General features: G+C 73.0%; 25 protein-coding genes. 17 read left to right on the plus strand and 8 right to left on the minus strand.

The window, feature by feature from the left end; genetic code table 11:
- Positions 1–2: 2 nt before the first annotated feature.
- Positions 3–3,104 carry an NACHT domain-containing protein gene (locus AS857_RS34885; RefSeq protein ID WP_058047477.1) on the minus strand — a complete coding sequence of 1,034 codons (3,102 nt, stop codon included), beginning with the start codon at positions 3,102–3,104 and terminating at the stop codon, positions 3–5.
- Between the two features lie 272 nt (positions 3,105–3,376).
- On the opposite strand from AS857_RS34885, the gene dnaK reads away from it, so the two are divergent.
- The 6 genes from dnaK (at position 3,377) to AS857_RS34915 (ending at position 8,367) form a co-directional block, all read left to right on the plus strand.
- The gene (gene dnaK, locus AS857_RS34890; protein WP_058047478.1) at positions 3,377–5,233 is read left to right on the plus strand and encodes a molecular chaperone DnaK; all 1,857 of its coding nucleotides are present in this window, start codon (positions 3,377–3,379) and stop codon (positions 5,231–5,233) included.
- A complete protein-coding gene (gene grpE, locus AS857_RS34895; RefSeq protein WP_058047479.1) occupies positions 5,230–5,901 on the plus strand; it encodes a nucleotide exchange factor GrpE in 672 nt (223 codons plus the stop codon). Before dnaK ends, grpE begins: the two co-directional genes overlap by 4 nt.
- A gap of 48 nt (positions 5,902–5,949) precedes the next feature.
- Positions 5,950–7,122 carry a molecular chaperone DnaJ gene (gene dnaJ / locus AS857_RS34900; protein WP_058047480.1) on the plus strand — a complete coding sequence of 391 codons (1,173 nt, stop codon included), beginning with the start codon at positions 5,950–5,952 and terminating at the stop codon, positions 7,120–7,122.
- A gap of 4 nt (positions 7,123–7,126) precedes the next feature.
- Positions 7,127–7,576 (plus strand): heat shock protein transcriptional repressor HspR, encoded by a 450-nt coding sequence (locus AS857_RS34905; RefSeq protein WP_058047481.1) that lies wholly within the window; start codon positions 7,127–7,129, stop codon positions 7,574–7,576.
- Positions 7,577–7,786: 210 nt separating this feature from the next.
- Complete coding sequence (locus AS857_RS34910; protein WP_058047482.1) at positions 7,787–8,029, plus strand: hypothetical protein; 243 nt, start codon at positions 7,787–7,789, stop codon at positions 8,027–8,029.
- 89 nt (positions 8,030–8,118) lie between these two features.
- On the plus strand, positions 8,119–8,367 hold the full coding sequence (locus tag AS857_RS34915) for a hypothetical protein (RefSeq protein ID WP_058047483.1): 249 nt from the start codon (positions 8,119–8,121) through the stop codon (positions 8,365–8,367).
- 30 nt (positions 8,368–8,397) lie between these two features.
- Here AS857_RS34915 and AS857_RS34920 read toward each other — a convergent pair whose 3' ends face one another.
- Positions 8,398–9,396: a helix-turn-helix transcriptional regulator gene (locus AS857_RS34920; RefSeq protein ID WP_420824005.1), complete on the minus strand. Its 999-nt coding sequence runs from the start codon at positions 9,394–9,396 to the stop codon at positions 8,398–8,400.
- A 253-nt stretch (positions 9,397–9,649) separates the two neighbouring features.
- On the opposite strand from AS857_RS34920, the gene AS857_RS34925 reads away from it, so the two are divergent.
- Positions 9,650–9,916 carry a helix-turn-helix domain-containing protein gene (locus tag AS857_RS34925; protein WP_058047485.1) on the plus strand — a complete coding sequence of 89 codons (267 nt, stop codon included), beginning with the start codon at positions 9,650–9,652 and terminating at the stop codon, positions 9,914–9,916.
- Between the two features lie 132 nt (positions 9,917–10,048).
- Here the strand turns inward: AS857_RS34925 and AS857_RS34930 are convergent, their stop codons facing one another.
- The gene (locus AS857_RS34930; RefSeq protein WP_245700773.1) at positions 10,049–10,657 is read right to left on the minus strand and encodes a hypothetical protein; all 609 of its coding nucleotides are present in this window, start codon (positions 10,655–10,657) and stop codon (positions 10,049–10,051) included.
- 56 nt (positions 10,658–10,713) lie between these two features.
- Positions 10,714–12,471 (minus strand): ABC transporter ATP-binding protein, encoded by a 1,758-nt coding sequence (locus AS857_RS34935; RefSeq protein ID WP_058047486.1) that lies wholly within the window; start codon positions 12,469–12,471, stop codon positions 10,714–10,716.
- A gap of 271 nt (positions 12,472–12,742) precedes the next feature.
- On the opposite strand from AS857_RS34935, the gene lxmA reads away from it, so the two are divergent.
- The 9 genes from lxmA to lxmJ all read left to right on the plus strand — a co-directional run bounded on the left by lxmA (position 12,743) and on the right by lxmJ (position 21,424).
- Positions 12,743–12,958 carry a lexapeptide family class V lantibiotic gene (lxmA, locus tag AS857_RS34940; RefSeq protein ID WP_058047571.1) on the plus strand — a complete coding sequence of 72 codons (216 nt, stop codon included), beginning with the start codon at positions 12,743–12,745 and terminating at the stop codon, positions 12,956–12,958.
- A 108-nt stretch (positions 12,959–13,066) separates the two neighbouring features.
- Complete coding sequence (gene lxmD, locus AS857_RS34945; RefSeq protein WP_063804440.1) at positions 13,067–13,732, plus strand: peptide terminal cysteine decarboxylase LxmD; 666 nt, start codon at positions 13,067–13,069, stop codon at positions 13,730–13,732.
- On the plus strand, positions 13,729–14,751 hold the full coding sequence (locus AS857_RS34950) for a hypothetical protein (RefSeq protein WP_058047487.1): 1,023 nt from the start codon (positions 13,729–13,731) through the stop codon (positions 14,749–14,751). The genes lxmD and AS857_RS34950 overlap by 4 nt, the downstream gene beginning before the upstream one ends.
- Positions 14,748–15,971, plus strand: coding sequence for a class V lanthionine synthetase subunit LxmK (gene lxmK, locus AS857_RS34955; RefSeq protein WP_058047488.1), 1,224 nt, complete (start codon positions 14,748–14,750; stop codon positions 15,969–15,971). The genes AS857_RS34950 and lxmK overlap by 4 nt, the downstream gene beginning before the upstream one ends.
- Positions 15,968–17,011, plus strand: coding sequence for a T3SS effector HopA1 family protein (locus AS857_RS34960; RefSeq protein WP_058047489.1), 1,044 nt, complete (start codon positions 15,968–15,970; stop codon positions 17,009–17,011). Before lxmK ends, AS857_RS34960 begins: the two co-directional genes overlap by 4 nt.
- Before the next feature lie 6 nt (positions 17,012–17,017).
- Entirely contained in the window at positions 17,018–17,833 is an 816-nt protein-coding gene (locus AS857_RS34965; protein WP_058047490.1) for a class I SAM-dependent methyltransferase, read from the plus strand.
- Positions 17,834–17,889: 56 nt separating this feature from the next.
- Complete coding sequence (locus tag AS857_RS34970) at positions 17,890–19,194, plus strand: M16 family metallopeptidase (RefSeq protein ID WP_058047491.1); 1,305 nt, start codon at positions 17,890–17,892, stop codon at positions 19,192–19,194.
- Positions 19,191–20,423, plus strand: coding sequence for a M16 family metallopeptidase (locus AS857_RS34975; protein ID WP_058047492.1), 1,233 nt, complete (start codon positions 19,191–19,193; stop codon positions 20,421–20,423). The genes AS857_RS34970 and AS857_RS34975 overlap by 4 nt, the downstream gene beginning before the upstream one ends.
- Positions 20,420–21,424 (plus strand): F420-dependent peptide dehydroalanine reductase LxmJ, encoded by a 1,005-nt coding sequence (gene lxmJ, locus AS857_RS34980; RefSeq protein WP_058047493.1) that lies wholly within the window; start codon positions 20,420–20,422, stop codon positions 21,422–21,424. Before AS857_RS34975 ends, lxmJ begins: the two co-directional genes overlap by 4 nt.
- 77 nt (positions 21,425–21,501) lie before the next feature.
- On the opposite strand, the gene AS857_RS34985 is transcribed toward lxmJ, so the two are convergent.
- The 3 genes from AS857_RS34985 to AS857_RS34995 all read right to left on the minus strand — a co-directional run bounded on the left by AS857_RS34985 (position 21,502) and on the right by AS857_RS34995 (position 23,057).
- Positions 21,502–21,951, minus strand: a complete 450-nt coding sequence (locus tag AS857_RS34985) for a hypothetical protein (protein ID WP_058047494.1) — start codon at positions 21,949–21,951, stop codon at positions 21,502–21,504.
- 207 nt (positions 21,952–22,158) lie between these two features.
- Positions 22,159–22,536, minus strand: coding sequence for a hypothetical protein (locus AS857_RS34990; protein ID WP_058047495.1), 378 nt, complete (start codon positions 22,534–22,536; stop codon positions 22,159–22,161).
- Entirely contained in the window at positions 22,533–23,057 is a 525-nt protein-coding gene (locus AS857_RS34995; RefSeq protein WP_058047496.1) for a PH domain-containing protein, read from the minus strand. The genes AS857_RS34990 and AS857_RS34995 overlap by 4 nt, the downstream gene beginning before the upstream one ends.
- Positions 23,058–23,191: 134 nt before the next feature.
- Between AS857_RS34995 and AS857_RS35000 the strand changes: the two genes are divergently transcribed.
- Positions 23,192–23,710, plus strand: coding sequence for a DUF1203 domain-containing protein (locus tag AS857_RS35000; protein WP_058047497.1), 519 nt, complete (start codon positions 23,192–23,194; stop codon positions 23,708–23,710).
- Between the two features lie 109 nt (positions 23,711–23,819).
- Here the strand turns inward: AS857_RS35000 and AS857_RS35005 are convergent, their stop codons facing one another.
- Positions 23,820–24,239: a pyridoxamine 5'-phosphate oxidase family protein gene (locus AS857_RS35005; protein WP_058047498.1), complete on the minus strand. Its 420-nt coding sequence runs from the start codon at positions 24,237–24,239 to the stop codon at positions 23,820–23,822.
- Between the last annotated feature and the right edge of the window lie 31 nt (positions 24,240–24,270).

Below are 24,270 nucleotides of genomic sequence, written 5' to 3' on the forward strand. Positions count from 1 at the left end.
CCTCAGTGGAGCTCCGGCAGCACCAGGCGGCGGACCGGATGCGTCCGCAGGCGGACGTCCCGCTCGATGCGGCGGGCGCGCAGGTGCAGCGCCGTGCAGGCCGCGGTGGTGGCCAGCGCGAGGCCGATCGCGCCGACGAGTCCCCAGTGCGCCGCCATCACGTCGAGGAAGTAGGCGGGGACGCAGACGAGCAGGCCGTAGGTCCGCAGGTTCCAGAGGCGGCCGCCGCCGCGCGTGATCGTCCGCCGGCTCAGCAGGCCCCGGTTGACCCACAGGCCCGTCTCCCGGACGACGCCGTTCCGCAGGAGGTACGACCAGCCGAGGACGATCTGGACGACGGCCGCCTCGGGCACGAGGTTCGCCCACTCCCAGGAGTTCGTGGTGTGCGCCATGGCGCCCCAGACGGCGACCCCCGACGCGGCGATGCACAGCAGCACGATCAGCCGGTAGTGCCAGCTGCGGACGTAGCGGTAGGCCGTGTTCAGGGGGCGCTCCGGCAGGGTGTCCCAGCTCCGCTGGTCGGCGAACTCGGCCAGGGCCAGGCAGATCGCCGCCCGCAGTCGCAGCTTCCGGGGCAGGGCGTTCAGGAACCGTATCCGGAGCGGGTGCAGGCCCGCCTCGCGGAGCACGGCCAGGGTGGTGGCGAGCAGGGCGTCCTGATCCCGGCTGTTCATGTCGGCCGTGCCGGGGCGCAGGTAGTTGGTCTCCAGGTGGTGGGCGAGCTGGCGGCGGTAGACCGAGGCGGTGTCCTGGGTGAAGACGTACCGGATGCTGCCCCGCGCTCCGAGCACCTGCTGCAGCTCCCGCACCACGTCCCTCTCGACCCGGGGAGCGTGCGCCAGGACCTCGCGGGGGCCGTCCGCGGAGTACTGGACGAGGCTCAGGGCCGCCACGATGCGCGGGTCCGGGGGGATGGGCTCCGGCAGGGGGAGCGGCAGCATCGGGTCCCGGACGAAGACGGCGGCGATGCGCCCGGCGATGGCGACGAGGGCGTCCCCGGGGCCGTGGGAGAACGGGCGCCACACCCAGGTCAGGCAGTCGAAGGGGGCCGCAGGCACCGGCGCGGTGCGCAGCTCCGCCTCGATCTCGGGAACTGACAGCAGCTCGCCGAGGTAGGCGGCGCACAGGGACGTCATCTGGGTGCTCGTGTCCGCCCACAGCAGGGTGTTCAGGGCGAGCGCCGCGCGCGGCGTGCGGATGGCCCACAGGGCTTCGAGCGCCTGCGGTTCGCCCTGTGCCGCCAGGCGCTTCAGCACGGGTACGGCGATGTCGCCCATGGCGGTGATGGCGGGCCCCGCGGCGTACCAGGGGATGCCGCCCGCCAGGACGTCCGCCGCCCGGGGGAGGTGCGTCGCCGCCAGGGCGTGGCAGGCCGCGGTCGCGCGGGCGCGGTCGTCGCTGTGGGCGGTCTGCCGCAGGAAGTCGAAGACCTGGACGCCGCGCGGGCGGCGGTCCGCGGCCACGAGGCCGAACGCCGCGATGACCGCCTGGTCGCTGCTGGACTCGCTGCCGAGCCGGTCGCGGAAGTGGCCGATGATCTCGCCGGCCAGGGTGTCGTCCACCATGTGCGCGTCGGCGAGGCACTGGAACGCCAGCAGGGGGTCCTGGGCGTAGACGGTCCGGATGACCTCGGTGCAGTCGCGCTCCTCCACCCCGCACCACAGCCGCACCGTCTCCCGCCAGGTGTGCGGGTCCTTGCCGTAGCGGCGCAGCAGGCCCAGGGGGTCGCCGGCCAGCAGGCCGGCCGCCAGGTACTCCTGGAGCGTGAGGTGGGCGAACTGGTAGCGCTCGCCGTTGTCCACGGCCAGCAGGAGGCCGCTGCGGTCGACGATCTCCTTGAGGACGTCCTTGTCGAGGTCGGCCGGCCTGCCCTTGGCCTCCAGGACGGACCGCACGGTCTCCAGCACGCTCTCCTCGGGGAGGGCGAGCCGGTCGTGGTTGGCCGCGGGGGTGTCCTGGGCGGCCAGCGCCAGGTGGTGCAGGGCGGCCTTCTTCAGCGGGTGGGCGAAGGTGGGGCGGCGGCGCTGGTCGATCAGCAGGTTGTCGACGACCTGCTTGTAGAAGTCGGCCCGGGTGTGCGGCAGGACCTGGTCGGTGCCCGCGTACACGTAGCTGTAGAGGTAGGCGATCATCGTCAGCAGCAGCGGGTTGCGCGCCAGGGGCATCAGCTGCGGGGTGTCCCGCAGGGCGGCCATCAGCTGCTCCACCGTCTCGGTCGCGGTGCCCTCGGGCCAGGGCCAGCCGCCCAGGAACCGGCGTATCAGGTGCTCGTCGAAGTCCTCGACCCGCAGGGTCTGGTGGAACTGCTCGGCGAACTGCGCCTCGTACACCGCGACGCGGCAGGTGACCACGATCCGGCAGGACGCGTACACCTGCGCGAACTCCCTGATCTTCTCGACCGCGGCGTCACGGTGGGCGCTGGTGACCTCGTCGAGCCCGTCGAAGTAGAGCGTGAGGTGGCCCTCCCGCAGGGCGCGCTTGACCCAGTTGTGCGCGCTGGGGAAGTTGTGGCGCTTGAAGTGGTCGACGATGTGCTCCTCGAGCGACCAGTCGAGGTTGTTGTTGAGCCGGTGCAGTTCCAGCAGGACCGGGATGCCGCCGATGTCGCCCAGGTCCACGCGGGGCTGCTTGCCGGGGCGCCGGGCGGGGCGCAGCCGCTGCCGGGCCCACACGAGGATCTCGTGCCGCAGGAGCATCGTCTTGCCGGCGCCCGGCACGCCGAGGACCACGGAGTGCCGGCCCTGCCGCAGCGTGGCGGCCGGCTCGCCGGGCCTGCGGCCGCCGCCGCCCGACACCCCGGCCGACCCCGCCGTGGCCCCGCTGGGGGCCGCGAAGCGCAGGGGGACGTAGACGGACTCCATGGGCAGCTTGAGGTCGTCGTCGGCCTGGAAGGAGACCGCGAACTTGTCGTGCCGGTCGTGCACGGCGCGGATGTAGCGCGCGAGTGCGGTCCGGCGGAGCAGCCGGCTGCCCGCCAGCCTGCTGTAGAGGAATTCGGCGAAAGCCTTCAGCTTCGCGCCCAGCCAGCTCTTGGCCACGGCGGCGACGATGCCGAGGACGAAGAGCCCTGCTCCCACGCCCCACTGCTGGAACTGGTCCCACATCTGCGGTCCCCCTCCCCCGAGAATCGCAGGCTAGAACCATCCGCAACGTGAACGCGCCCCCCTTTCCGCACCGGTCTCGGTGAACCGCAGCGGGCCTGTCCCGACGCGCCCTGTGCGCGCTCCCCGCGCGCCCCCGGTTGCAGGTGTACACACCCACTCTGCGCATAAGGCCCGCATAAGACTTGAGTCCCCCCGACTCAGCTCCGTTGACAGGGACGGATCCGTGTTGCACGCTTGAGCCTGTTCCACTCAAGTCAGCTGGAGGAATCGACATGGCACGTGCGGTCGGCATCGACCTGGGTACGACGAACTCCGTCGTCAGTGTTCTCGAAGGCGGTGAGCCCACCGTCATCACCAACGCCGAGGGCGCCAGGACCACGCCGTCCGTCGTCGCCTTCGCGAAGAACGGCGAGGTGCTCGTCGGCGAGGTCGCCAAGCGCCAGGCTGTCACCAACGTCGACCGGACGATCCGCTCCGTCAAGCGCCACATGGGCACTGACTGGAAGATCAACCTGGACGGCAAGGACTTCAACCCGCAGCAGATGAGCGCCTTCATCCTGCAGAAGCTGAAGCGTGACGCCGAGGCGTACCTGGGCGAGAAGGTCACGGACGCGGTCATCACCGTCCCGGCGTACTTCAACGACTCCGAGCGCCAGGCCACCAAGGAGGCCGGTGAGATCGCGGGTCTGAACGTCCTGCGCATCGTCAACGAGCCCACCGCGGCCGCCCTGGCCTACGGTCTCGACAAGGACGACCAGACCATTCTCGTCTTCGACCTCGGTGGCGGCACCTTCGACGTCTCGCTGCTCGAGATCGGCGACGGCGTCGTCGAGGTCAAGGCCACCAACGGCGACAACCACCTCGGTGGTGACGACTGGGACCAGCGCGTCGTCGACTACCTGGTCAAGCAGTTCGCCAACGGTCACGGCGTGGACCTGTCCAAGGACAAGATGGCCCTCCAGCGCCTCCGCGAGGCCGCCGAGAAGGCCAAGATCGAGCTGTCCTCGTCCACCGAGACGACGATCAACCTGCCCTACATCACGGCCTCCGCCGAGGGCCCGCTGCACCTGGACGAGAAGCTCACGCGCGCCCAGTTCCAGCAGCTCACCGCGGACCTGCTGGAGCGCTGCAAGACCCCGTTCCACAACGTCATCAAGGACGCGGGCATTGCCCTCTCCGAGATCGACCACGTGGTCCTCGTCGGCGGCTCCACCCGCATGCCCGCCGTCGCCGAGCTCGTCAAGGAGCTGACCGGCGGCAACGAGGCCAACAAGGGCGTCAACCCGGACGAGGTCGTCGCCATCGGCGCCGCCCTGCAGGCCGGTGTCCTCAAGGGTGAGGTCAAGGACGTCCTGCTCCTCGACGTCACCCCGCTGTCCCTCGGCATCGAGACCAAGGGCGGCATCATGACCAAGCTCATCGAGCGCAACACCACGATCCCGACCAAGCGGTCCGAGATCTTCACGACGGCCGAGGACAACCAGCCGTCCGTGCAGATCCAGGTCTACCAGGGCGAGCGCGAGATCGCGGCGTACAACAAGAAGCTCGGCATGTTCGAGCTGACCGGTCTGCCGCCGGCCCCGCGCGGGGTCCCGCAGATCGAGGTCGCCTTCGACATCGACGCCAACGGCATCATGCACGTGACCGCGAAGGACCTCGGCACGGGCAAGGAGCAGAAGATGACCGTCACCGGTGGCTCCTCGCTGCCGAAGGACGAGGTCAACCGGATGCGCGAAGAGGCCGAGAAGTACGCCGAGGAGGACCACGCGCGCCGTGAGGCCGCCGAGTCCCGCAACCAGGGCGAGCAGCTCGTCTACCAGACCGAGAAGTTCCTCAAGGACAACGAGGACAAGGTCCCGGCGGACGTGAAGACCGAGGTCGAGACCGCGCTCACCGAGCTGAAGGAGAAGCTCAAGGGCGAGGACACGGCCGAGATCCGCACCGCCACGGAGAAGGTCGCCGCCGTCTCCCAGAAGCTGGGCCAGGCCATGTACGCCGACGCCCAGGCCGCCCAGGGTGCCGCCGGCGCCGAGGGCGCGGGCGCCGGTGCCGGCCACGCCAAGGCCGAGGACGACGTCGTCGACGCCGAGATCGTGGACGAGGACAAGCCGAAGGGCGGTGCGGCGTGACGGAGGAGACCCCGGGCTTTGACAACGAGAAGAAGCCTGAAGGCCCCTCCGACGCCGCCGAATCCGAAGAAGCGGCGCAGGGCGCCGGGTCCGCCGACAAGGCGGGCCCGGGCTCTGCCCCCTCCGGCGAGGAGCTGGTGGAGGTGGGCCTGAAGGCCCAGCTGGACCAGGCCCAGGCCGCGCTCAACGAGCGCACCGCGGACCTCCAGCGCCTCCAGGCGGAGTACCAGAACTACCGCCGCCGGGTCGAGCGGGACCGGGTCACGGTCAAGGAGATCGCCGTCGCGAACCTCCTGTCCGAGCTCCTGCCCACGCTCGACGACATCGGCCGCGCCCGTGACCACGGCGAGCTCGTCGGCGGCTTCAAGTCCGTCGCCGAGTCCCTGGAGACGATCGTCGCCAAGATGGGGCTGCAGCAGTTCGGCAAGGAGGGCGAGCCCTTCGACCCGCTGGTGCACGAGGCGCTGATGCACAGCTACGCGCCCGACGTGACCGAGACCACGTGCGTGCAGATCCTGCAGCCGGGGTATCGCATCGGCGAGCGCACGATCCGCCCCGCGCGGGTCGCCGTCGCCGAGCCCCAGCCGGGCGCCCAGGGCGCCAAGGGCGAGGGCGAGGAAGCCGGTTCCGGCTCCGACGAGGAGAGCGGTGGCCCGGACAAGGGCTGACGCTGACCCGATGAATCACCGCAGGGAACGGAAGGAGGGACACCGAGGATGAGCACGAAGGACTTCCTGGAGAAGGACTACTACAAGGTCCTCGGTGTGCCCAAGGACGCCACCGAGGCCGAGATCAAGAAGGCGTACCGGAAGCTCGCCCGCGAGTACCACCCGGACGCCAACAAGGGCGACGCCAAGGCCGAGGAGCGCTTCAAGGAGATCTCCGAGGCGAACGACGTCCTGGCCGACCCCAAGCGGCGCAAGGAGTACGACGACGCCCGCGCCCTCTTCGCCAACGGCGGCTTCCGCCCGGGGCCGGGCGGCGCGGGCGGCGGCTCCTTCAACTTCGACCTGGGCGACCTCTTCGGCGGCGCCCAGGGCGGAGGCGGCGGCACCGGCGGCTTCGGCGGCGGCCTCGGCGACGTCTTCGGCGGCCTGTTCAACCGCGGCGGCACGCGCACCCAGCCGCGCCGCGGCCAGGACATCGAGTCCGAGGTGTCCCTGAACTTCACCGAGGCGGTCGACGGGGCCACCGTGCCCCTGCGCATGTCCTCTTCGGCCGCCTGCAAGGCCTGCTCCGGCACCGGCGACAAAAACGGTACGCCTCGCGTCTGCCCGACCTGCGTCGGCACCGGCCAGGTGTCGCACGGCTCCGGCGGCGGCTTCTCCATGACCGACCCGTGCCCCGACTGCAAGGGCCGCGGCCTCATCCCGGAGAACCCCTGCGACGTCTGCCACGGCAGCGGTCGCGCCAAGTCCTCCCGCACCATGCAGGTCCGCATCCCCGCCGGAGTCTCCGACGGCCAGCGGATCCGGCTGCGCGGCAAGGGCGCCCCGGGCGAGCGCGGCGGTCCCAACGGCGACCTCTACGTCGTCGTGCACGTCGGCGCCCACCCCGTCTTCGGCCGCAAGGACGACAACCTCACCGTCACCGTGCCCGTCACCTTCCCGGAGGCGGTCCTCGGCGGCGAGATCAAGGTGCCCACCCTCGGCGGCCCCCCGGTCACCCTCAAGCTGCCGCCCGGCACGCCCAACGGCCGCACCATGCGCGCCCGCGGCAAGGGCGCGGTCCGCAAGGACGGCACCCGCGGCGACCTGCTGGTCACAGTGGAGGTGACCGTGCCCAAGGATCTCGGCGACAAGGCCCGGGAAGCCCTGCAGACCTACCGCGAGGCCACTGCGGATCAGGACCCGCGGGCAGAGCTCTTCCAGGCCGCGAAGGGAGCGTGACCCCATGGATGGGACCGGCCGACGGCGCAATCCGTACGAGCTGACCGACGAGTCGCCGGTCTACGTCATCTCGGTCGCCGCGCAACTGTCGGGCCTGCACCCGCAGACCCTCCGGCAGTACGACCGGCTCGGCCTGGTCTCACCCGATCGCGCCGCAGGGCGCGGCCGGCGCTACTCCGCGCGGGACATCGAACAGCTGCGGCAGGTGCAGCAGCTGAGCCAGGACGAGGGCATCAACCTCGCCGGCATCAAGCGCATCATCGAGCTGGAGAACCAGGTGGCCGCGCTCAAGGCGCGCGTCGCCGAGCTGCAGGGCGTCGTCGAGGGCGCCGCCGTGGCCCGGCAGCAGGCGGAGGCCGCGGTCCACGCCTCGTACCGCCGCGACCTGGTCCCGTACCAGGACGTCCAGCAGACGAGCGCGCTGGTGGTGTGGCGCCCGAGGCGCGACCAGTAGGGGCGCACGCAGCGGGGAAACCAGCTGGGAACGCAGTACGAAAGGGCCGGGTGAGCACGCCGCTCACCCGGCCCTTTCGCATGCCGCCGTATGCCGCGGCACTGGCATAAAGCTGTGTGTCCCCTGCAGCAACCTGACAGCTTTTCCCCACCGGACGCTCCGCCTCCGCTGGCAGAGTCTTCCCCACGGAACAACGACGTTGGGGGAAACGTGAAGACCGGAAATCTCGCCAAGAAGGCCGCTGCAGTCCTCGTTCCCGGGGTGTCCCTGATGGTCTTCGCGCTGCCGGGCACGGCGGCCGCCGCGTCCGCTCCGGCGGAGGTGCGGGCGGTCCACGGTCTGCAGGGTCTGCACGTTTTGCAGGGCCTGCAGGGCCTGCAGGGCCTGTGCGGGATACCGGCCAAGGTCGTCGACCGTCTGCCGGTCTGTCATCGTGTCAACGGGTGGCAGTGACAAGGAAGTCGGCTTCGGAGCCCCGGTCTGCAATGCGGCAGGCCGGGGCTTCGCCGTGTACGCAATGAGAAGCGAATCGGAGGAATGGCGTGGCGAGGACGGAGTTCACGGAAGCGGTGGTGGCGCGCGCGGCGCCCACCGCCGCGCCCCCGGAGACGGCCGTGATCAGGCTCGTGGGAGCGCTGCCCGCGGGCTGGGACTGCAACTGGCGGCTTCGGGAGGACGGGATCCTGCTGAGGGTGCAGCCAGCCGCCGGCGCCGGCCCCGGCGCCGTGGCGCAGTGGCTGGCCGGGGTGCTCGACGCCGGCGGGCTGCGGGGGTGGCGGGCGGTCCGCTAGAACCGGGCCGCCACCAGAACCGGGCCGCCGCTAGATCCAGCCGCGCTCCCGCGCGAGCAGCGCGGCGTGCGCACGGCTGGAGGCGTCGAGGACGCGCAGCAGGTCCGCGACGTGGCGGCGGTAGGTGCGGACGGAGATGCCCAGGTCACGGGCGCCGATCTCGTCCTTGCCGACGCGGCACATCGACTCCAGGACCCGCTGTTCCACGGCGGAGAGCCCGGCGGCTCCTTCGGCCGGTTCCTCGATCAGCGCGGCGAGGTCGGTGGCCTGGTCCCAGATCTTCTCGAACAGCGCCAGGATGTTGGCGACCAGGCCCGTCTCCTGGGCGATCAGGGCGCCGCGCGAGGTGTCGTCGGGGTCGGCGGGCACCAGCGCGGTGTGCCGGTCGTAGACGAGGATCCGCTCGGAGATGTCGCAGGCGACGCGGATCCGGGCGCCCTGTGTGGTGAGTTCGCGCAGGTAGGCGACGGTCGGCGGGTGGTCGAGCGCCTCCTTGAGCACGACGTTGCGGATCCGTACGCCGCGGCGCAGACAGCGTGTGTCGAGCGGCCGGGCGTGGTCGATGTTCTCCTGGGTGAGCGCGGTGTAGGGCTCGACGGACAGGATCTCCTCGCGGGCGAAGAAGGCCAGGTCGTCGATGCGGTTGCGGATCTGGGACAGGTCCTCCATGCGCTCCACGCCCTTGGGGGCGGGGGTGCGCAGCCCCTGCTCCACGCGCAGCTCCGCGACCAGGTGGCGGGCCTGGGTGACCTGTTGCAGCTCGTGGTGGAGCTCGCGGAGCCGCAGGTCGGTGAGGCGGTCCACGGCTACCTCCGGGTCGGCCGGGGTGACGGCCCCGTCGTCGGCGCGGCGCAGCAGGCCGAGCCCGTACAGCCGGTCCAGGGAGGTGCGGACGGTGTCCTTCGGTGCGTGGATCCTCAGATGGATGTCCTCGGCAGCAGTGCCGGGATTGCGCAGAAAGTGCCGGTAGATACCCTCTTCTGGCGTGCTGAGCCCCAACAGACCCATGCCCATGCCTGACTTGCTCATGGTTCCCCCGTGTGCGATTGGCCGGCGGTCGGCCCGCGTGGTCAGTCGCGAGCGCGGTGGTGCGTAACCGCCGGTACATCGCCCAAAGCGTAATGCAACGGTAAAGCCGCTGGCCACGACGATTCCCTCCGTGACGACGCAGCAAGCTGTAGCCGGGGTTGCAGGAACCTGCCTCCGAAGAACGGGTCCCGGCCCGCGTCGCCTTGGCAGGCTGGAGCGTGCCGGAAGGCTGAGACCGACGAGGGGAATCCGGATGAGATCAGCGATTGCCGAGGGACAGCACGACTTCACCACGCTCACCGACCGCGAGGTGGAGGTCCTGCTCCTGCTGGCCTCGGGGGAACAGAACAGGCGCCTCGCACGGCGGCTGGGGATTGCGGAGCGGACCGTACGGGCCCACACCGCGAACATCGTGCGCAAGCTCGACCTGCGGTCCAGGTTCGAGGCGGCGATCGTGTCGCACGTCTACGCGGAGGACATCAGGAGCCTGTGCAGCACGGGCGGCAGGGTGGCTGCGTAGCCCGCGGTAGCCCGTACGGAGAAGACCCCCGTACGGAGAAGACCTGAGCACGAAGTCGACCTGAACACAGAGACGGACAGGCCCCGTCGGAGACTCTCCGGCGGGGCCTTCGTGATGCTCCGGGCGTGGCGCTCACCCCGGGATCAGTTCGGCGGCGGCCTCGATGGCCATCATCCACATCGGCTGTCCGCCGGTGCCGAACGCCGCTGCGAGCGCGTAGCCGACGGAGGCGTCGGCGGGGGAGACGTCCGCCCCCTCCTTCCACTCGGCCAGCACCCGGCCGTCGCCGTCGGAGGAGAAGTCGCCGATGTGCTTCCCGTCCTTCAGCAGCCGGCTGCCGGCGATGGAGTCCGGCACCAGGCGGTACGTGATGCCGTCGCGGGTGACGTCCACGGCGTACGAGCGTCGCGACAGCTTGCCCTTGCCCGGCGCGAGGCGGACGGGGTCGCCGTCGACGGTCATGGTCAGGTGCGCGCCCTTGCGGGTGCCGATGGGGACGTGGGCGTCGGTCTCCGCCCCGGCGGCGCGGTCCAGCGCGGCCGGGGGTATGGCGTCGCCCAGGACCTCGACCCAGCCCTCCTCGTCGTTCAGCAGGACGGTGATCTCGCCGAAGCGGTCGTCCTGGACGGGGCCGGTGGGTGCCTCGTCCTCGACGGGTGCCTCGTCCTTGGTGAGGACCACGTCCTTGGCGGGTGCCTCGTCCTCGGAGGCAGCGGGCTTGCCGCCGGTCGCGTGCGTCATGTGGGGGGTACTCCTTCAGTGTGGTCAGTACTGACGGTCGTGCGGGCCGGTACGGGTCAGTGCGAGACGGCGAGCTGAGTGGCGGCCAGGTCCCGGTAGAGCTCGTCCCGGTCAAGTAGTTCCTCGTGCCGTCCATGGTCACGCACGCGGCCGCCTTCCAGGAGGACGAGCCGGTCCGCGGACGTCACGGTGGAGAGCCGGTGCGCGATGAGCAGCACCGTGCAGTGCTCCGCGGCCTTCTCCACGGTCTGCCGCAGCGCCGTCTCGCTCAGCCCGTCGAGGTGCGCGGTGACCTCGTCGAGCAGCAGCACCTGCGGGCGGCGCAGCAGGGCGCGGGCGATGGCCAGCCGCTGCCGCTGCCCTCCGGAGAGGGCGGTGCCGCGGGTGCCGACGGCGGTGTCCAGCCCGTCGGGCAGCCCCGCGACGTACGTGTCGAGCAGCGTCTGCCGCAGGACCTCCGCGATCTGCTCCTCCGTGGCGTCGGGCGCCGCGTACAGCAGGTTCTCGCGGATCGTGCCGGCGAGCATGGGCGCGTCCTGCTCGACGTAGGCGATGCGGCGGCGCACCTCGGCCCGGCCGAGCGTGGCGATGTCCGTGTCGCCGAGCAGGATCCGGCCGCCGTCCACGTCGTAGAAGCGCTGGAGCAGGGAGAACACGGTGGTCTTGCCGGTGCCCGAGGGGCCTATGACGGCGGTGACCTTGCCGGCCGGGGCGGTGAAGCCGACGCCGTCCAGGACGGGGGTCCGGCCCGGGTAGGCGAAGGTGACGTCGTCGAGGACGACGCGGGGCGGCGGGCCCGTGGGGCGGGCCGGCACGGTGTCGACGTCGTCCTCGGTCTCCATCTGCGTGACCTCCTCGATGCGGGCGAGGGCGCCGAGGCCCTGCTGCAGCGAGGTGGTGCCGCCGACGAGGGAGAGGATCGGCCCGCCGAGGTTGAACAGGTAGAGCAGGAAGGCGATCAGCGCGGCCAGGTCGAGCGTCCCGGTGGCGACCAGGGCGCCGCCGAAGCCGATCACGGCCAGGAAGGATGCCTGGACGACCATGCCCGTCAGCACCGCGATGATGGCCTGGTAGCGGGCGCCGACCAGGCCGGCGCGGTAGGCGTCCTCGGCGGCGGCCACGGCCCGTGCGGTCTCCGTCGCCTCCCCGCCGTTGGCCTTCACGGTGCGGGCGGCGCCCAGGGCGCGGTCGAGGGCGGCGCCGATGTCGCCCACCGACTCCTGGGAGCGCGTGGTCACCCGGCGGATCCGCGGCATGACCACGCCCACGGAGACGCCCGCCACGATGAGCACGCCCGAGGTGATGCCGAGCAGCGGCAGGCTGGTGATGCCCATCAGGACGATGGTGGCCAGCAGGTGGATGCCGCCGTCCACGAGCTGGATCAGCCCGTTGGTGGCGGCGTGCTGCACCAGCGTGCTGTCGGAGGTGACGCGGGTCGTCAGGCCGCCGGGCTCCACGCGGTCCAGCTCGGCGGTGCGCAGCCGGATCAGACGGGTGATCAGGCCCCGGCGTACGTGCAGGACCACCCGCTCCGCCGTCCGCTCGCTCAGCCAGGACTGGGCCCAGGTGAGCCCGATCGAGACGGCGAGCAGCCCGAGCAGCAGCAGGAGCGTGTTCCGCAGGCTGCCGCCGGTCATGAGCGCGGTCAGCGCGTCCTCGATGACCATGGGCTGGGCCAGCCCGGCGGCGCTGCCTCCCAAAGTCAGCAGCAGCACCAGCGCGAGGACGCGGCGATGCGGGCGCGCGTACGCGAGCAGGGCCCGCAGCGGAGGCCGCGGGGCGGTCGTGGTGTCGTGCGCTTCAGGTGATTTCACCCTCGTAGTTCTAGCTCTCCTACGCGGGCGCGCGAAATTGGCGGTTACGGCATTGCCGGGTGCGGCAATGCCGTGCGGGGCAATGCCGTTGGGGGTGATGCCGCGTCGGGCAATGCCGGGTCGGGCAATGCCTTTTGCGGCATGGCCGCTAGTGGCAATAGCGGGGGTTCGCCGACCCGGGTGAATATCTACCTGTCCGCAGCGGACACCGGGTCGGAAGACACCAACTCCCGCTCCCGGAAACCACTTTGAGAATGTGGAGACATTCATCATGCAGAACGTCAACGAGAAGGACCTGTTCGACGGCTACACCGCCTACACCTCCGCCGAGGAGCTGGGCCTGTACGACGGCAAGGACGCCGCCCCCGCGTTCAGCCCCACCATCCCGTGGGCGATCCGCGCCGGCCTGATCACCGCCCGCTCCTCGCAGCAGTGCGCTGCGGCGATCGGTTCCTTCACCGCCCGCACGATCGAGAGCAAGTGCTGATCACTCGGTGAGCCGCGGGGGCCGGCCGGCCGCGTACGCCGCACCGGCCGGCCCCCGGCCCCCAGAACTTCTCTTCCGCCCCCAGGCCTGCCGAAGGAGGCCCGTGCCATGGAAATTCCCGACGCCGGATTCCGGCGCGTCCTCGTGGTGGGCACGGGAGCGCTCAGCGTCTCCTTCCTGCCCTTCTGGATCAACTGGCTGCAGGATTCCTTTCCGGCGCTGGAGAAACGGGTCGCACTGACCCGCTCCGCCCGCCGCTTCGTCTCGCCCGACGCCGTCGCGGCCCTTTCCCGCCAGGACGTCTTCACCGACGACTGGGACAGCGCACCGCCCGGCAAGGCCCCGCACGTCGAACTCGCCGCCTGGGCCGACCTCGTCCTCGTGCACCCCGCCACGGTGCACTTCCTGAGCCGGTACGCACTGGGGCTCGCCGACACCCCCGTGCTGCTGGCCCTCCAGACCACCCGGGCCGTGGTGGGAGTGGCCCCCGCACTCCCGCCGGGCGCTCAGCACAGCCCGGTGGTCCAGGGCCATCTGGCGGCGCTGCGCGCCCGCCCCGGCGTCGTCGTCGCCCCGACCGTCCCCGCGGAGAGCGCCACCACGGGCGAGCGGGACGACGGGGGTGCGGCGCCCATGCCGGAGCTGTTCAGGCTCTGCGCCGAGTACAAGGCGAAGTTGACGCAGCAGGAGCAGGAGCAGGAGCAGGAGCAGCAGCGGGATCCGCAACCGCAACTGCAACCGCAACCGGAGCTTCGGACGGAGACCCGCTCGTGACCCCTCCGGACGACGCCGGCGAGCTCGTGGGCGAGTACGTCACCGGCCTCCAGCACACCCGTGTGCACCGCTCGGCGCACGGCGGCTTCGTGTGGTGGCACCGGCCGGGCGCGCTGCGCCCCGGCCCGCTCGCCGCACCCGCGGCGGCGGCCGTACCCGACCTGTCCGACCTGCCCGGCGCCGCACTGCTCGTCGCCCCCGTCCCCTTCGGCGACGGCCTGCTGCACCGTGCGCCGGGAGCGGTATCCGTGGTCACGTGGCTGGCCGACCCGCGCCCGGGTGCCCGGCAGTTGGCGGCGCACGCGCTCGCCACCGCGGGCCGTTCCCTGCGCGCGCTGCACGGCACGCCGCTGCCGCCCGGCCCCCCGCCGGGACCGCCGGAGGCCCTGCGGCGGATGCGCGCGTGGGCCGACGGCGCGGACGGGCTCCTGCCCGGCGCCGCGCGCCTGCGCGAGGAGACCCTCGCCGCGTGGGGATCCGCCCGGCTGGAGCGGGTCCGCGCCTGGTGGGAGGAGGCCGTCGCGCCGCCGGTCGCCTCGCTGATCCACGGCGGAGCCTCCCTCGGAGCGCTCGTACCGCCCCTGCACCGGGGCCGGACCGCGCTGCTCACCGGGGAGGACCTCGCCGCCGCGAGCCCTGCGCTCGACCTCGGCTGGCTGCTCGGCGACCTCGCCGAACTCGCCTGGTCCGCAGGGCGGTACGGGGCGCCGGGGCCGTCGGACGCACCCGGTCCGCCGGGCGCCACCGGCGGGCCCGACCTGCGGCAGGTGCTGCTGGCCGGCTACGGCCTGGACGGCTCGGACGACCCGGGCGGTTCGGGCGGCCCGGAAGACCCGGACGGCCCGGGCGGCCCGGATCCGGCGGCCGTCGCCCGCGCCGCGGTCCTGCGCGTCGTCACCCACATGCAGGACTTCGCCTCCTACTGCGACTGGAGCGACGAACTGCGCGACTACATCGCCTTCACTGCCGAGCTGATCGATGAGGAGGGCCGCCGGGCGGTCCCCGGAGGAACGTCATGACCACCACCACGTCCGACACGGCCACCACGTCCGACACGGCCGAACAGCCCACGCTGCAGCGGTTCCAGCCCACCGACCTCGACGCGTCCCCCGAGGTGAACGCCCTGCTCGAACGGCTCGGCCTCGGCAGCCTCGCCACCGAGGGCCTCACCTCCTTCGGCGGCCGCAACGACAACTGGGCCGGCCGCACCAGCGGCGGACACCAGGTGTTCGTGAAGACCGTGGCCCGTATCCCCGAGGGCGGGAGCCCCCAGCTGGAGCGCGCCCTGGCCTTCGAAGGCCTCGCCCGGCACCTGCCGGCCGGCTCGCCGCTGCGCACGCCCGGCCACCTCGGCTCGGACCGTACGGCCGCCGTCGGCGTCTACCGGCTGCTGCCCGGCGCCCGCTCGGGCTCCGAGCTCGCCCTCGACGACGAGTTCGACGAGGAGCTCTGCCGCGAGGCGGGGCGGGCCGTCGGCGCACTGCACGCGCTCCCCGCCGCCCCTGCAGCCGCCGACGGGGGTACGGACGTCCCCGCATTCGCCGACGGGGATGCGGACTTCCCCGCCGTCGACACCGAGGAGGCGCCGCTCCCGCCCATGCCCTGGCTGGAAGCCCTCCCGTGGAGCGCCGTGCAGGAGCGCAGCATGGGCCAGATCGCCGCCTGGCGGCTGGTGCAGGACGACGCCGAGGTCATCGCCGCCCTGCACGCCCTGCGCGCCGCCGAACGCTCCGCACCGCACGCCCCCACCCACTGCGACCTGCGGTTCGACCAGTTCCTGCGGCACGACGGGACGCTCTACCTCTGCGACTGGGAGGAGTTCCGGCTCGCCGACCCGGCCCGCGACGTCGGCGCCTTCGCCGGCGAGTGGCTCTTCCACGCCACCTACCAGGTGTTCGCCCCGGGCACCGGACAGGACGGCCCCGCCGCCGGGTTCGGCCTCGACCACGCCGAGATCATCGAGCGCGGCGCGGCGAGCCTGCGCCGCCACACCCCCCGGATCACCGCCTTCTGGCAGGGCTACCTCGAACAGCACGCCCCCGACCCCGGGCTCGCCGAGCGGGCCGCGGCCTTCGCGGGCTGGCACATGTTCGACCGGCTGCTCGCCACGGCCGAGCTGCACGCGACCCTCAACCCGGTCGCCCGCGCCGCCGCGGGCATCGGCCGGACGCTGCTGCTCAACCCGGCGGGCGCCGTCGCCACCCTCGGATTCACCCAGCCCTCCGGGAGCCCCCGATGACCCTCACCACCGACATCCACACTGTCCCGGCGCGGGGCCTCGCCCCCGGGCTCGCCGCCGCCCTTGGGACCGTCTCGGTCCGGGACGACGGCTGCCAGGCCACCGTCGCCGGGCGCACCCTCTCCGCCGACAGCCCGCGCGACCTGCGCGGACGCCTCACCAACGCGCTCTACGAGGAGCTGCACGCGGGCCGCGACGGCAAGGCGCGCGACACGGACACGCCGCCGCGGCGGAGCCTGCGCGACCCCGCCCTGGAGCGCCGCCTGGCCGCCGCCGTCCCCCACGACCGCACGCCCACCCGCGGCCTGCTGATCGAGGTGCTCCGCGGGGACACGGAGGGGGACGCTTCCGGCGGCCGGCTGATCGTCCGCCTCCCCGAGGTCACGGCCCGCGTCCCCGCCGACCGGCTGCTGACCCCCGGCACCCCCGAGCCGGGACAGACCGTCGAGCTCTCCCTGGAAGCCGCACGGCCCGCGCTCTCACCCGGCTTCTTCTACGTCATGGGCTCGCGGGCGCTGCCCCGCCCCACGGGCGCCGTGCGCCGGATCTTCCTGCACGCGGCCGACGCGGACGCCGCCGTCGTCCTGTGGGGTGCCGCCCTGACCGCCCTGGAGCGGGCGGAGGCCCGCTACCACGCCAAGGTCCTCTCCGACCCGCAGGACTACCCGCGCCGCGACGGCATCGTCGTCTACCTGCACGGCGACCACGTACCCGGCGAGCAGGCCGTCGTCCGGGCCGTGGCGCAGCTCCCCGGGAAGGGCACGGAGACCTCCGTCTTCACCGAGCGGCTCGCACCGGGCGTGGCCGCGTCCTGGGACCCCGAGGACCCGCGCCCCGGCCAGGACGGCATGAGCTTCGGCCAGCACCGGGCCTTCGCCCTGGCCACCGCCCTCATCGACCACGCCCTGAGCCGGGACGCGGCCGCCGGGACCCGCGAGGACCACATCGTGCGGTCCTTCCTTGAGGCGGGCATCGACCCGTGGCGGCCCGACCGCAACCTGACCTCGCCCTCCACCGCCCACCACGTCTCCGGGAGCTGAGCCGACATGACCACCGACACCGCAGTGACCGCTGACACCGCAGTGGTCGACGACGCAGAGGCCGGCATGAGCGGCTTCGCCGTCGCCATCACCGCCGCCTACAGCGACGCCCTCGCCGAGGTCTACGACGACATCTACCCGGGCACCCCCGACCTGGAGGACATCGGCGACTTCCTGCTCACCCTCACCGAGCCCGGCGCGAGCGTCCTCGAACTCGGCGTCGGCACCGGCCGCGTGGCGCTTCCGCTCGCCGACAAGGGCTTCGCCGTCCACGGCGTCGACGCCTCCGAGGGCATGCTCGCCCGCCTCGCCGAGAAGGACCCCGAGGGGCGCATCACCCCCGTGCTCGGCGACTTCGCCACGCTCGACCTCGGCCGCACCTTCGACGTCGTCCTCGCCCCGTTCAACGCCCTGTGCTGCGCCGTCACCCCGGCCGAGCAGATCGCCCTCATCCACGCCGTCGCCCGGCACACCGCGCCGGGCGGGCACGTGGTGATCGAGACGTTCGACCCCAGCGACTACCACGTGCAGAAGAAGAACGAGGTGAACACGTACCCGATCGGCGCCCGCGGCGCCATGATCGAGTCCGTCGGCGTGCTGCCCGCCTCGCAGAACATGATGATGCAGAACACCCTCTTCCTCGACGGGGAGGCGCCCAAGTCCGCGACCACGGTCATGCGGTACCTGTGGCCCAGCGAGCTGGACCTGCTGGCGGGCCTCGCCCGCCTGGAGCTCGCGGACCGTTACGCGGGCTGGCAGAAGCAGCCCTTCGACGGCGGCGACAGCCGGAAGATGGTCGTCTCCGTCTACCGGCCGCTGTGAGTCGGGGGGTCGGGGGTCCGCCCGCTGTGGGCCGGGTGGTCGGGGGTCCGCCCGCTGTGGGCCGGGTGGTCGAGGGCCTGCCCGCTGTGCGCCCCGCCGTCCTCGCCCACCGGCTGGACAACGGCCTGCACCTCACGGTCGAGCCCGATCCCGGGCCCGGCCGCGGGCTCGTCGCCGTCGCCCTCACCGTCGCCGCGGGCGGCGACCACGATCCCGCGGGCCGCCACGGCATGGCCCACCTCGTGGAGCACCTGATGTTCCCCCGGGGAACGGACGCCGGTCCGGACGCCGATCCGGCCGGCGGTCCGGACGGCCACGCCGGCCGCGTCGAGGGCGCGGGCGGCATGTGCAACGCGGAGACCCACCGCGACCACACCGTCTTCCACACGGTCGCCCCGGCGGACGCCTTCCCCGGCATCCTGGAGGGCGAGGCGCGCCGCCTGCTGGAATTCGCCCCGTCCGACGCCGCCGTCCGCACCGAGACGGAGATCATCGGTGAGGAGATCCGGGGCGCGGTCGGCGGTGGCCGGCTGTGGGACACGGCGTACGCCTCGCTCCACCCCGGCAGCCGCGACGCCTACGGCACGGTCGCCGAGCTCCGCCACGCCACGGCCGCCGAGGCCGTGGCCTTCCACCGCGCGCACTACACGGCCGGGGCGATGGCGCTGACGGTCGTGGGGGACGTGGACGCCGCGCGGGTCGCGGAGCGGGTGGGGGAGCTGTTCGGGGGAGTGCCCGCGGGGCCTGCCCGTCGGGGCGCGACGCCCACCGCGGCACCGGCGGCCGCGGGCGGCATCCCGTACGCCGTCTCCGGCGTCGCCCTCGCCCACGCCCTCCCGGACGCGGTGCGCGAGCGGCACGCCTACCTCGCGCACGTGGTGCTGGCCGAGCTGATGGGGCGCGGACGGCTCTCCCGTGCCGTACGCGCGGACGCCCGGCAGCGGCTCACGGCGGCGAGCATCCACTGCGGCTACTACGGGCAGTGGCTCGCGACGGCCGCGCCCGACCTGGCGATGGTCCTGCTGGGGCGGTCGCCCGGCACCGGCACCGGCGAAGCCGTGGACGCGTGGCAGGAGGTTCTGCGGGAGACGGCGGACACCCCTCCCACCGACGTCGAACACCGGCGCGCCGTCAACGCGTTGCTGGTGAACTGCCACCGCAACGCGGACTCCCTCACGGCCCGGGCGGTCGCCCACGGCCGGGCCGCCCTGCTGTTCCCCGGGGACAGCGGTCCGGGCAACGGTCCGGACGCGCTGCCGGAGCAGCTGGCCCGCGTGACTCCGGCGGATGTGGCTGCCGCCGCCCGCAGGCTCCTCACCGCACCGTACGGCGTGACCGAACTCGTAGGAGGCACCCAGTGAAGCGGCCCTCGGCCCGCAGCGTGCTCGGCAACGGCCTGCAAGTGGTCGTCGTCGAGGCCCCCGGCGCGCCCCTGGCCGAGATCCGGCTCGTCGTCCCGTACGCCCTGTCGGACCCGCGCGAGGCGTCCGTACGCGAGCTGCTCGCCGCCCGCCTGGGCACCGGCAGCACGACCCGCGACCGGCAGGCCGTCGCCGACCGGACGGCGGACCTCGGCGCGGAACTGTCCACGGTCGTCACCGTGGAGCAGCTGCTGCTGTCGGCGAGCGTGCTGTCCGAGGGGCTGGAGGGGATGCTGGAACTCCTGGGAGACCTCCTCGTCCGCCCGGCCTACCGCGACCTGCCCTCCTCCGCCGGCCCGTCCGCCGCCCCGGCCGCGCGCCCGGCCGGCCCCCGCACCGCCCTGCGCCGCGCCGTCCTGACCCACGCCTTCGGCCCGCACCCGCTGGCGGCCGAGCCCTCGCCCCCGTCACCGGTGACGGCGGACGAGCTGTACGCCCTGCACCGGTGCGCCGTGGTCCCGGCGGGATCGGTGCTCCTGGTGATGACGGGCGCGGCCCCCGGCCACGTCCTGCAGCTGGTCACCGAGCACCTCGGCCCGTGGGCCGGCGGCCCGTCCGGCCTGGCCCTGCCGCCCTTCCGGCGCGCGGAGCCCGCGCCCGGCCGGCTGGCCCTGCACCACCCCGGCGCCGGGCAGGCCCTCCTCCTGACGGCAGGCCCGGCCGTGCCGTCCGCCGACCCCGGCCACGCCGCCCTCCACCTCGCCCGGCTCGTCCTCGGCGGCCACTCCTCCTCCCGGCTCACGCAGCGGCTGCGCGAGCGGCACGCGCTGGCCTACGCCGTCTCCGCCGACCTCCGCGAGAACGCCGCGGGCAGCTGGCTGGAGATCGAGTGCGCGGGCGCCCCGGGCACGGCGGACCGCATGGCGGCCGAGGTCACGGACGTCCTGCGGGAACTCGCCGACGACGGCCCCACGCCCCGCGAGACCGAGCGCGTCCGCCGCTACGCCGCCGGGTTCACCCGCTTCGCCCTCGCGACGCGGGCGGAGGAGGCGAGCGCCCTCGCCGGATTCGCGGCGAGGGGCATGGACGTGGACTGGCTGCCGGCGTACGCGGAGGTGCTGGGCGCCGTGACCCATTCCCAAGTGGCCGAAGCGGCGGCCGGCTTCCTGCAGCCTTCCCGCACCCTGACGGCCACGATCGACGATGATCAGGAAGGAACGACCCGGTGAGCACGAGCCCGGACCGGAACACGCCCCCGGCGGTCCTCTACCCCCTCCAGCCGGACCACCCGGAGCTGGTGGCCCCCTTCGCCGCGCTCGTGCAGCGCTCCGGCGCCCGGCGCCTGTGGCTGTGCCAGTCCTTCAAGGCCGAGCCGCACCAGGTGCTGGCGTACCTCGCCGGAGCCGGGTACGGCGACGTGTCCGTCGGGACGAGCGTCGGCGTGATGCCGCTGCGCCACCCGTACGAGGCGGCGCACCAGGCCCGTTCGCTGGCGCTGCTCACCGGGCGGCCGGTGGTGGCCGGGTTCGGCATCGGCACCCCCGACTTCGTGGCCGCCCTGACCGGCAGCCCGTACAAGAGCCCGCGCACGGCCGTCCGCGACTACCTCACCTCCGTACGGGCCCTGCTGGACGGCGAGGCCGTCGACCACGACGGGCCGTACCACCACCTCGACGCGAGGCTGCTGCCGCTGGACCACGAGCCGGTGGAGGTCGGGGCGGGCGTGCTGCGGCCGGGCATGGCCCGCACCGCCGGGGAGGTCGCCGACGTCGCGATCACCTGGATGACGCCGCCCGCGTACGTACGGGACGTGCTCGTCCCCGCGCTGCAGGAGGGCGCCGACGCCGCGGGCCGCCCGGCGCGTCCCCGCGTCGCCACGGCCGTGCACGTCGCGGTGGCCCGCCCCGGCCGCGACCTCCGCCGCACGGCCCTCGCCGGAGCCGGCGAACACCTCAAGGGCCCGCACTACGCCGACATGCTCCGCCGCGCGGGCGTCCCTGTCGGCTCTGTCGGCCCGGCCGGCCCGGCGGACGCTTCCGCAACGGCCACGGCCCTCCTGGACCACTCCGTGGTCGTCACCGGCACCCCGCAGGAGATAGCGGAGCGCCTGGCCGAGTACCGCGGCAGCGGCGTCGACGAGATCATGCTGAACCCGGCGGGCGTGATGCTCACCGAGGGCGTCCACGCGGCGGTGGAGGACATGGAGGAGATCATCGCGGCGTGCGGGTGAGCGACGGCGTGCGGGTGAGTGACAGGGCGGCGGGGCGGCCGGGCGGACAGGCCCGGCCGCCCCGCGCGTAATCGGTCCTACTCCTCGTTGAGCGGGCTCACGAACTCCAGGGTGAAGGTCTCCTGGAACTCCGGCTTCGGCTCGACGAGCGTGATCTGCGCACCGCGGTGGCCGGAGCGCCAGGCGTGCTGCTGCTTCTCCGACAGGATCTTGACCCCGCCGATGACCCGCTCGAAGACGAACTTCTCCCACTCGCCGCGCGGGACGGAGTTGACGTAGAGCTTCCCCTCCGGGATCACGAGGCCGGCCGCCTCGTGATGGGCGAGGTGGATCACGTACGGCGACCCCGGGATGGGCTCGACGGGCTCGATGATCCAGTCCTGCTCGATCGGGAGCGGGTTCATGCGGTCGGTGATGACGGGCGCGCCGTGCTTGAGGGCGTGCTCGGTGGCCGTCACCAGGGAGGTCGGGCCGATGATGTGGGCGTGGATCTTGTAGATGCCAGGACGTACCGGGATCAGAGGCATGTGCAGGACTCCCTCTCTCTCGCGGTGTGGCAGCGCACCTGACGTAACGTCAGGGCCGGCGGGCGAACTGTCCCACCATCGCGGTGCGCCGGGCGGGCGTACAGGTCCGGATAACGCCAAGTCGACGACGGCGCGGATCGCTCGATCGCATTTGCGAGTGCGGCGGTTGCTACGACCCCTTCCGGGGCCACCAGGACCCCTCCGGGGTCACTCCGCGACCTGATACGCGCTCTGAGTGCGGGCGCGTTGCATGCGGCGGTGGACGTCCGTCTTGGCCGCGGGGTCCAGGGTCTCCGGCAGGGCCTGGAACGACTCCGGCCGGACGTCGAGCAGGCTCACGATCTCCTCCCCGGTCACGACGGTGAGCAGCAGGTGACACCGCCACTGGGGCGACACCTCGGGCCGGTGCCGGAGCTCGTGGACGAACAGGGGGAACAGGTGGTGCGTCGCCGACGCCGCGGCGTGTTCGCGTACCCACTCGACGGGCAGCCGCTGGCTGAAGCCGAGCGCCGCGGCCTCCTCCTCCAGGAGCAGGAGCCGCTCCGTGCTGACGGCCCGGATGGTGCGGGGGAGCGGGGCGGTCATGAAGCCTCCTGCCACTCGGCGGCGACGTGCGCGGCCTTCCAGCGGGAGACGATCTCGGTGCGGGGCGCGGTGAGGGTGTCCTCGAAGCGGTCCTGGAGGCCGGGGAGGCACAGCCGCCGGCCACTGCGGAGCCGGACCTGCAGGTGGTAGTAGGGGTGCGGGCTGTAGCCGCCGTGCTTGGTGACGTCGACGGAGGCGATGTCCTGCCAGGGGATGAAGCGGCGGCGGAAGATGCCGCGGGTGCGGACGCCGTCGGGCGTGGTCCAGGTGCGCCAGACGAAGGCGAGGGCGGAGAAGGGGGTGAGGCTGAGCATCAGGATCCCGAAGGCGAGCATGAGGTCGGGGCTCGGGTAGTTGGCGACGCTGCCCTGACGGACGCTGCCGTCCCAGTGGCCGAGGTAGTGCGCCCAGCCGAGGCCGAAGGTCACCCAGAGCAGGCAGAGGATGCCGCAGAGGGTCATGAGGGCCATCCCCACCCACTCGGCCTTGCTGACGACGATCCGGTATTCGTTGACGTCCACGTATGGAGCGTATGCGGCGATCAGGGCGGGATTACCCGGGGGATGTGGTCAGTTGCGCCGTTTTAACGCCGCGGCGTTGGCTCCGCGGCCGAATTCCGCCAGCGGCGTCGGCGCGGGCCGCGGACGCTGGACGCATGACTGCATTCACCCCCCTCCCCATCCCCGCCGCCGCACTCGACGAGCTCCGGGCCGTCGACGACTCCGGGCGGCCGCTGCAGCCGTACACCGCACGCGAGGACGGCGTGCCCCTGGAGTGCGTGGGCAGCCCGCTGCGCTGCTGCCTGCGGTCCATCGAGCCGGGCGAGCGGGTCGCACTCGTCTCCTACGCGCCACTGCGCCGCTGGGCCACGGCGACGGGCGCCGCGCCCGGGGCGTACGAAGAGGTGGGGCCGGTGTTCATCCACGCCGAGGAGTGCGGGGGGCCGCAGGAGGCCGGGCGTCAGCCCTTCGCCCGGCCGGGGGCGCTGCGTACGATCCGCCGCTACAACGCGGAGGGGCACATCGTGGGGGGCCGCCTCTTCGAGATCCCCGAGGACGCGGAGCCCGGCTTCGAGCGGGCATTCGAGGAGGCGTTCGCCGATCCGGAGGTGGCGCTGGTGCACGTACGGGCGCTGGAGTACGGGTGCTTCCAGTACGAGGTGCGACGCCCGTAGCGGGGGCGGCACCTCCGGGGAGTGCGGGCCGTCCGGGTCCTCCCCATGATGCCGCCGACGCCGAACACGTTGCACTCGATGGTCGTCTCCGAGAGGCAGGCCTCCCCGGTCACGCACCGCCGGACGCCACCAGCCCCAGCGCCTTCGTGACGGTGATCTCGACGAGGACGCGGTCGGGGTTGGGCGAGGGCATCCGCCCGTACCGCTCGGCGTAGCGGTTGACGGCGTCGGCGATCGCGTCGGCCTCCGTGCGGACGACGGCGCGCCCCTCCAGCGTGGCCCACTTCCGCTCGCCGATCTGGCACACCGCGACCCGTGCACCGTCGGGCCCGGCGGCGAGGATGTTGGCGACCTTGCGGCTGTTCTTGTTGGTGATCACCCGCGCGATCCCGGCCTCGTGGTCGAAGGTCACGCCGACGGGCACGAGGTGCGGGCTGCCGTCGGGGCGCGTGGTGGTGAGGGTGCAGATGTGCCGCTCCCGCCAGAAGTCGACATAGGCGGCGTCGAGATTGCGCAGATCGTGGGCCATACGGGAAGCGTAGTCGCGCGCCTGTGTGCCG

Origin of the sequence: Streptomyces roseifaciens, from assembly GCF_001445655.1 — a bacterium.
GTDB lineage: Bacteria > Actinomycetota > Actinomycetes > Streptomycetales > Streptomycetaceae > Streptomyces > Streptomyces aureoversilis.

Coding starts and splice junctions, on each gene's coding strand:
- AS857_RS34885 (WP_058047477.1), bottom strand. CDS start 3,104: ATGTGGGACCAGTTCCAGCAGTGGGGCGTGGGAGCAGGGCTCTTCGTC.
- dnaK (WP_058047478.1), top strand. CDS start 3,377: ATGGCACGTGCGGTCGGCATCGACCTGGGTACGACGAACTCCGTCGTC.
- dnaJ (WP_058047480.1), top strand. CDS start 5,950: ATGAGCACGAAGGACTTCCTGGAGAAGGACTACTACAAGGTCCTCGGT.
- AS857_RS34905 (WP_058047481.1), top strand. CDS start 7,127: ATGGATGGGACCGGCCGACGGCGCAATCCGTACGAGCTGACCGACGAG.
- AS857_RS34920 (WP_420824005.1), bottom strand. CDS start 9,396: ATGAGCAAGTCAGGCATGGGCATGGGTCTGTTGGGGCTCAGCACGCCA.
- AS857_RS34925 (WP_058047485.1), top strand. CDS start 9,650: ATGAGATCAGCGATTGCCGAGGGACAGCACGACTTCACCACGCTCACC.
- AS857_RS34930 (WP_245700773.1), bottom strand. CDS start 10,657: ATGACGCACGCGACCGGCGGCAAGCCCGCTGCCTCCGAGGACGAGGCA.
- lxmA (WP_058047571.1), top strand. CDS start 12,743: ATGCAGAACGTCAACGAGAAGGACCTGTTCGACGGCTACACCGCCTAC.
- lxmD (WP_063804440.1), top strand. CDS start 13,067: ATGGAAATTCCCGACGCCGGATTCCGGCGCGTCCTCGTGGTGGGCACG.
- lxmK (WP_058047488.1), top strand. CDS start 14,748: ATGACCACCACCACGTCCGACACGGCCACCACGTCCGACACGGCCGAA.
- AS857_RS34960 (WP_058047489.1), top strand. CDS start 15,968: ATGACCCTCACCACCGACATCCACACTGTCCCGGCGCGGGGCCTCGCC.
- AS857_RS34965 (WP_058047490.1), top strand. CDS start 17,018: ATGACCACCGACACCGCAGTGACCGCTGACACCGCAGTGGTCGACGAC.
- AS857_RS34985 (WP_058047494.1), bottom strand. CDS start 21,951: ATGCCTCTGATCCCGGTACGTCCTGGCATCTACAAGATCCACGCCCAC.
- AS857_RS34990 (WP_058047495.1), bottom strand. CDS start 22,536: ATGACCGCCCCGCTCCCCCGCACCATCCGGGCCGTCAGCACGGAGCGG.
- AS857_RS35000 (WP_058047497.1), top strand. CDS start 23,192: ATGACTGCATTCACCCCCCTCCCCATCCCCGCCGCCGCACTCGACGAG.
- AS857_RS35005 (WP_058047498.1), bottom strand. CDS start 24,239: ATGGCCCACGATCTGCGCAATCTCGACGCCGCCTATGTCGACTTCTGG.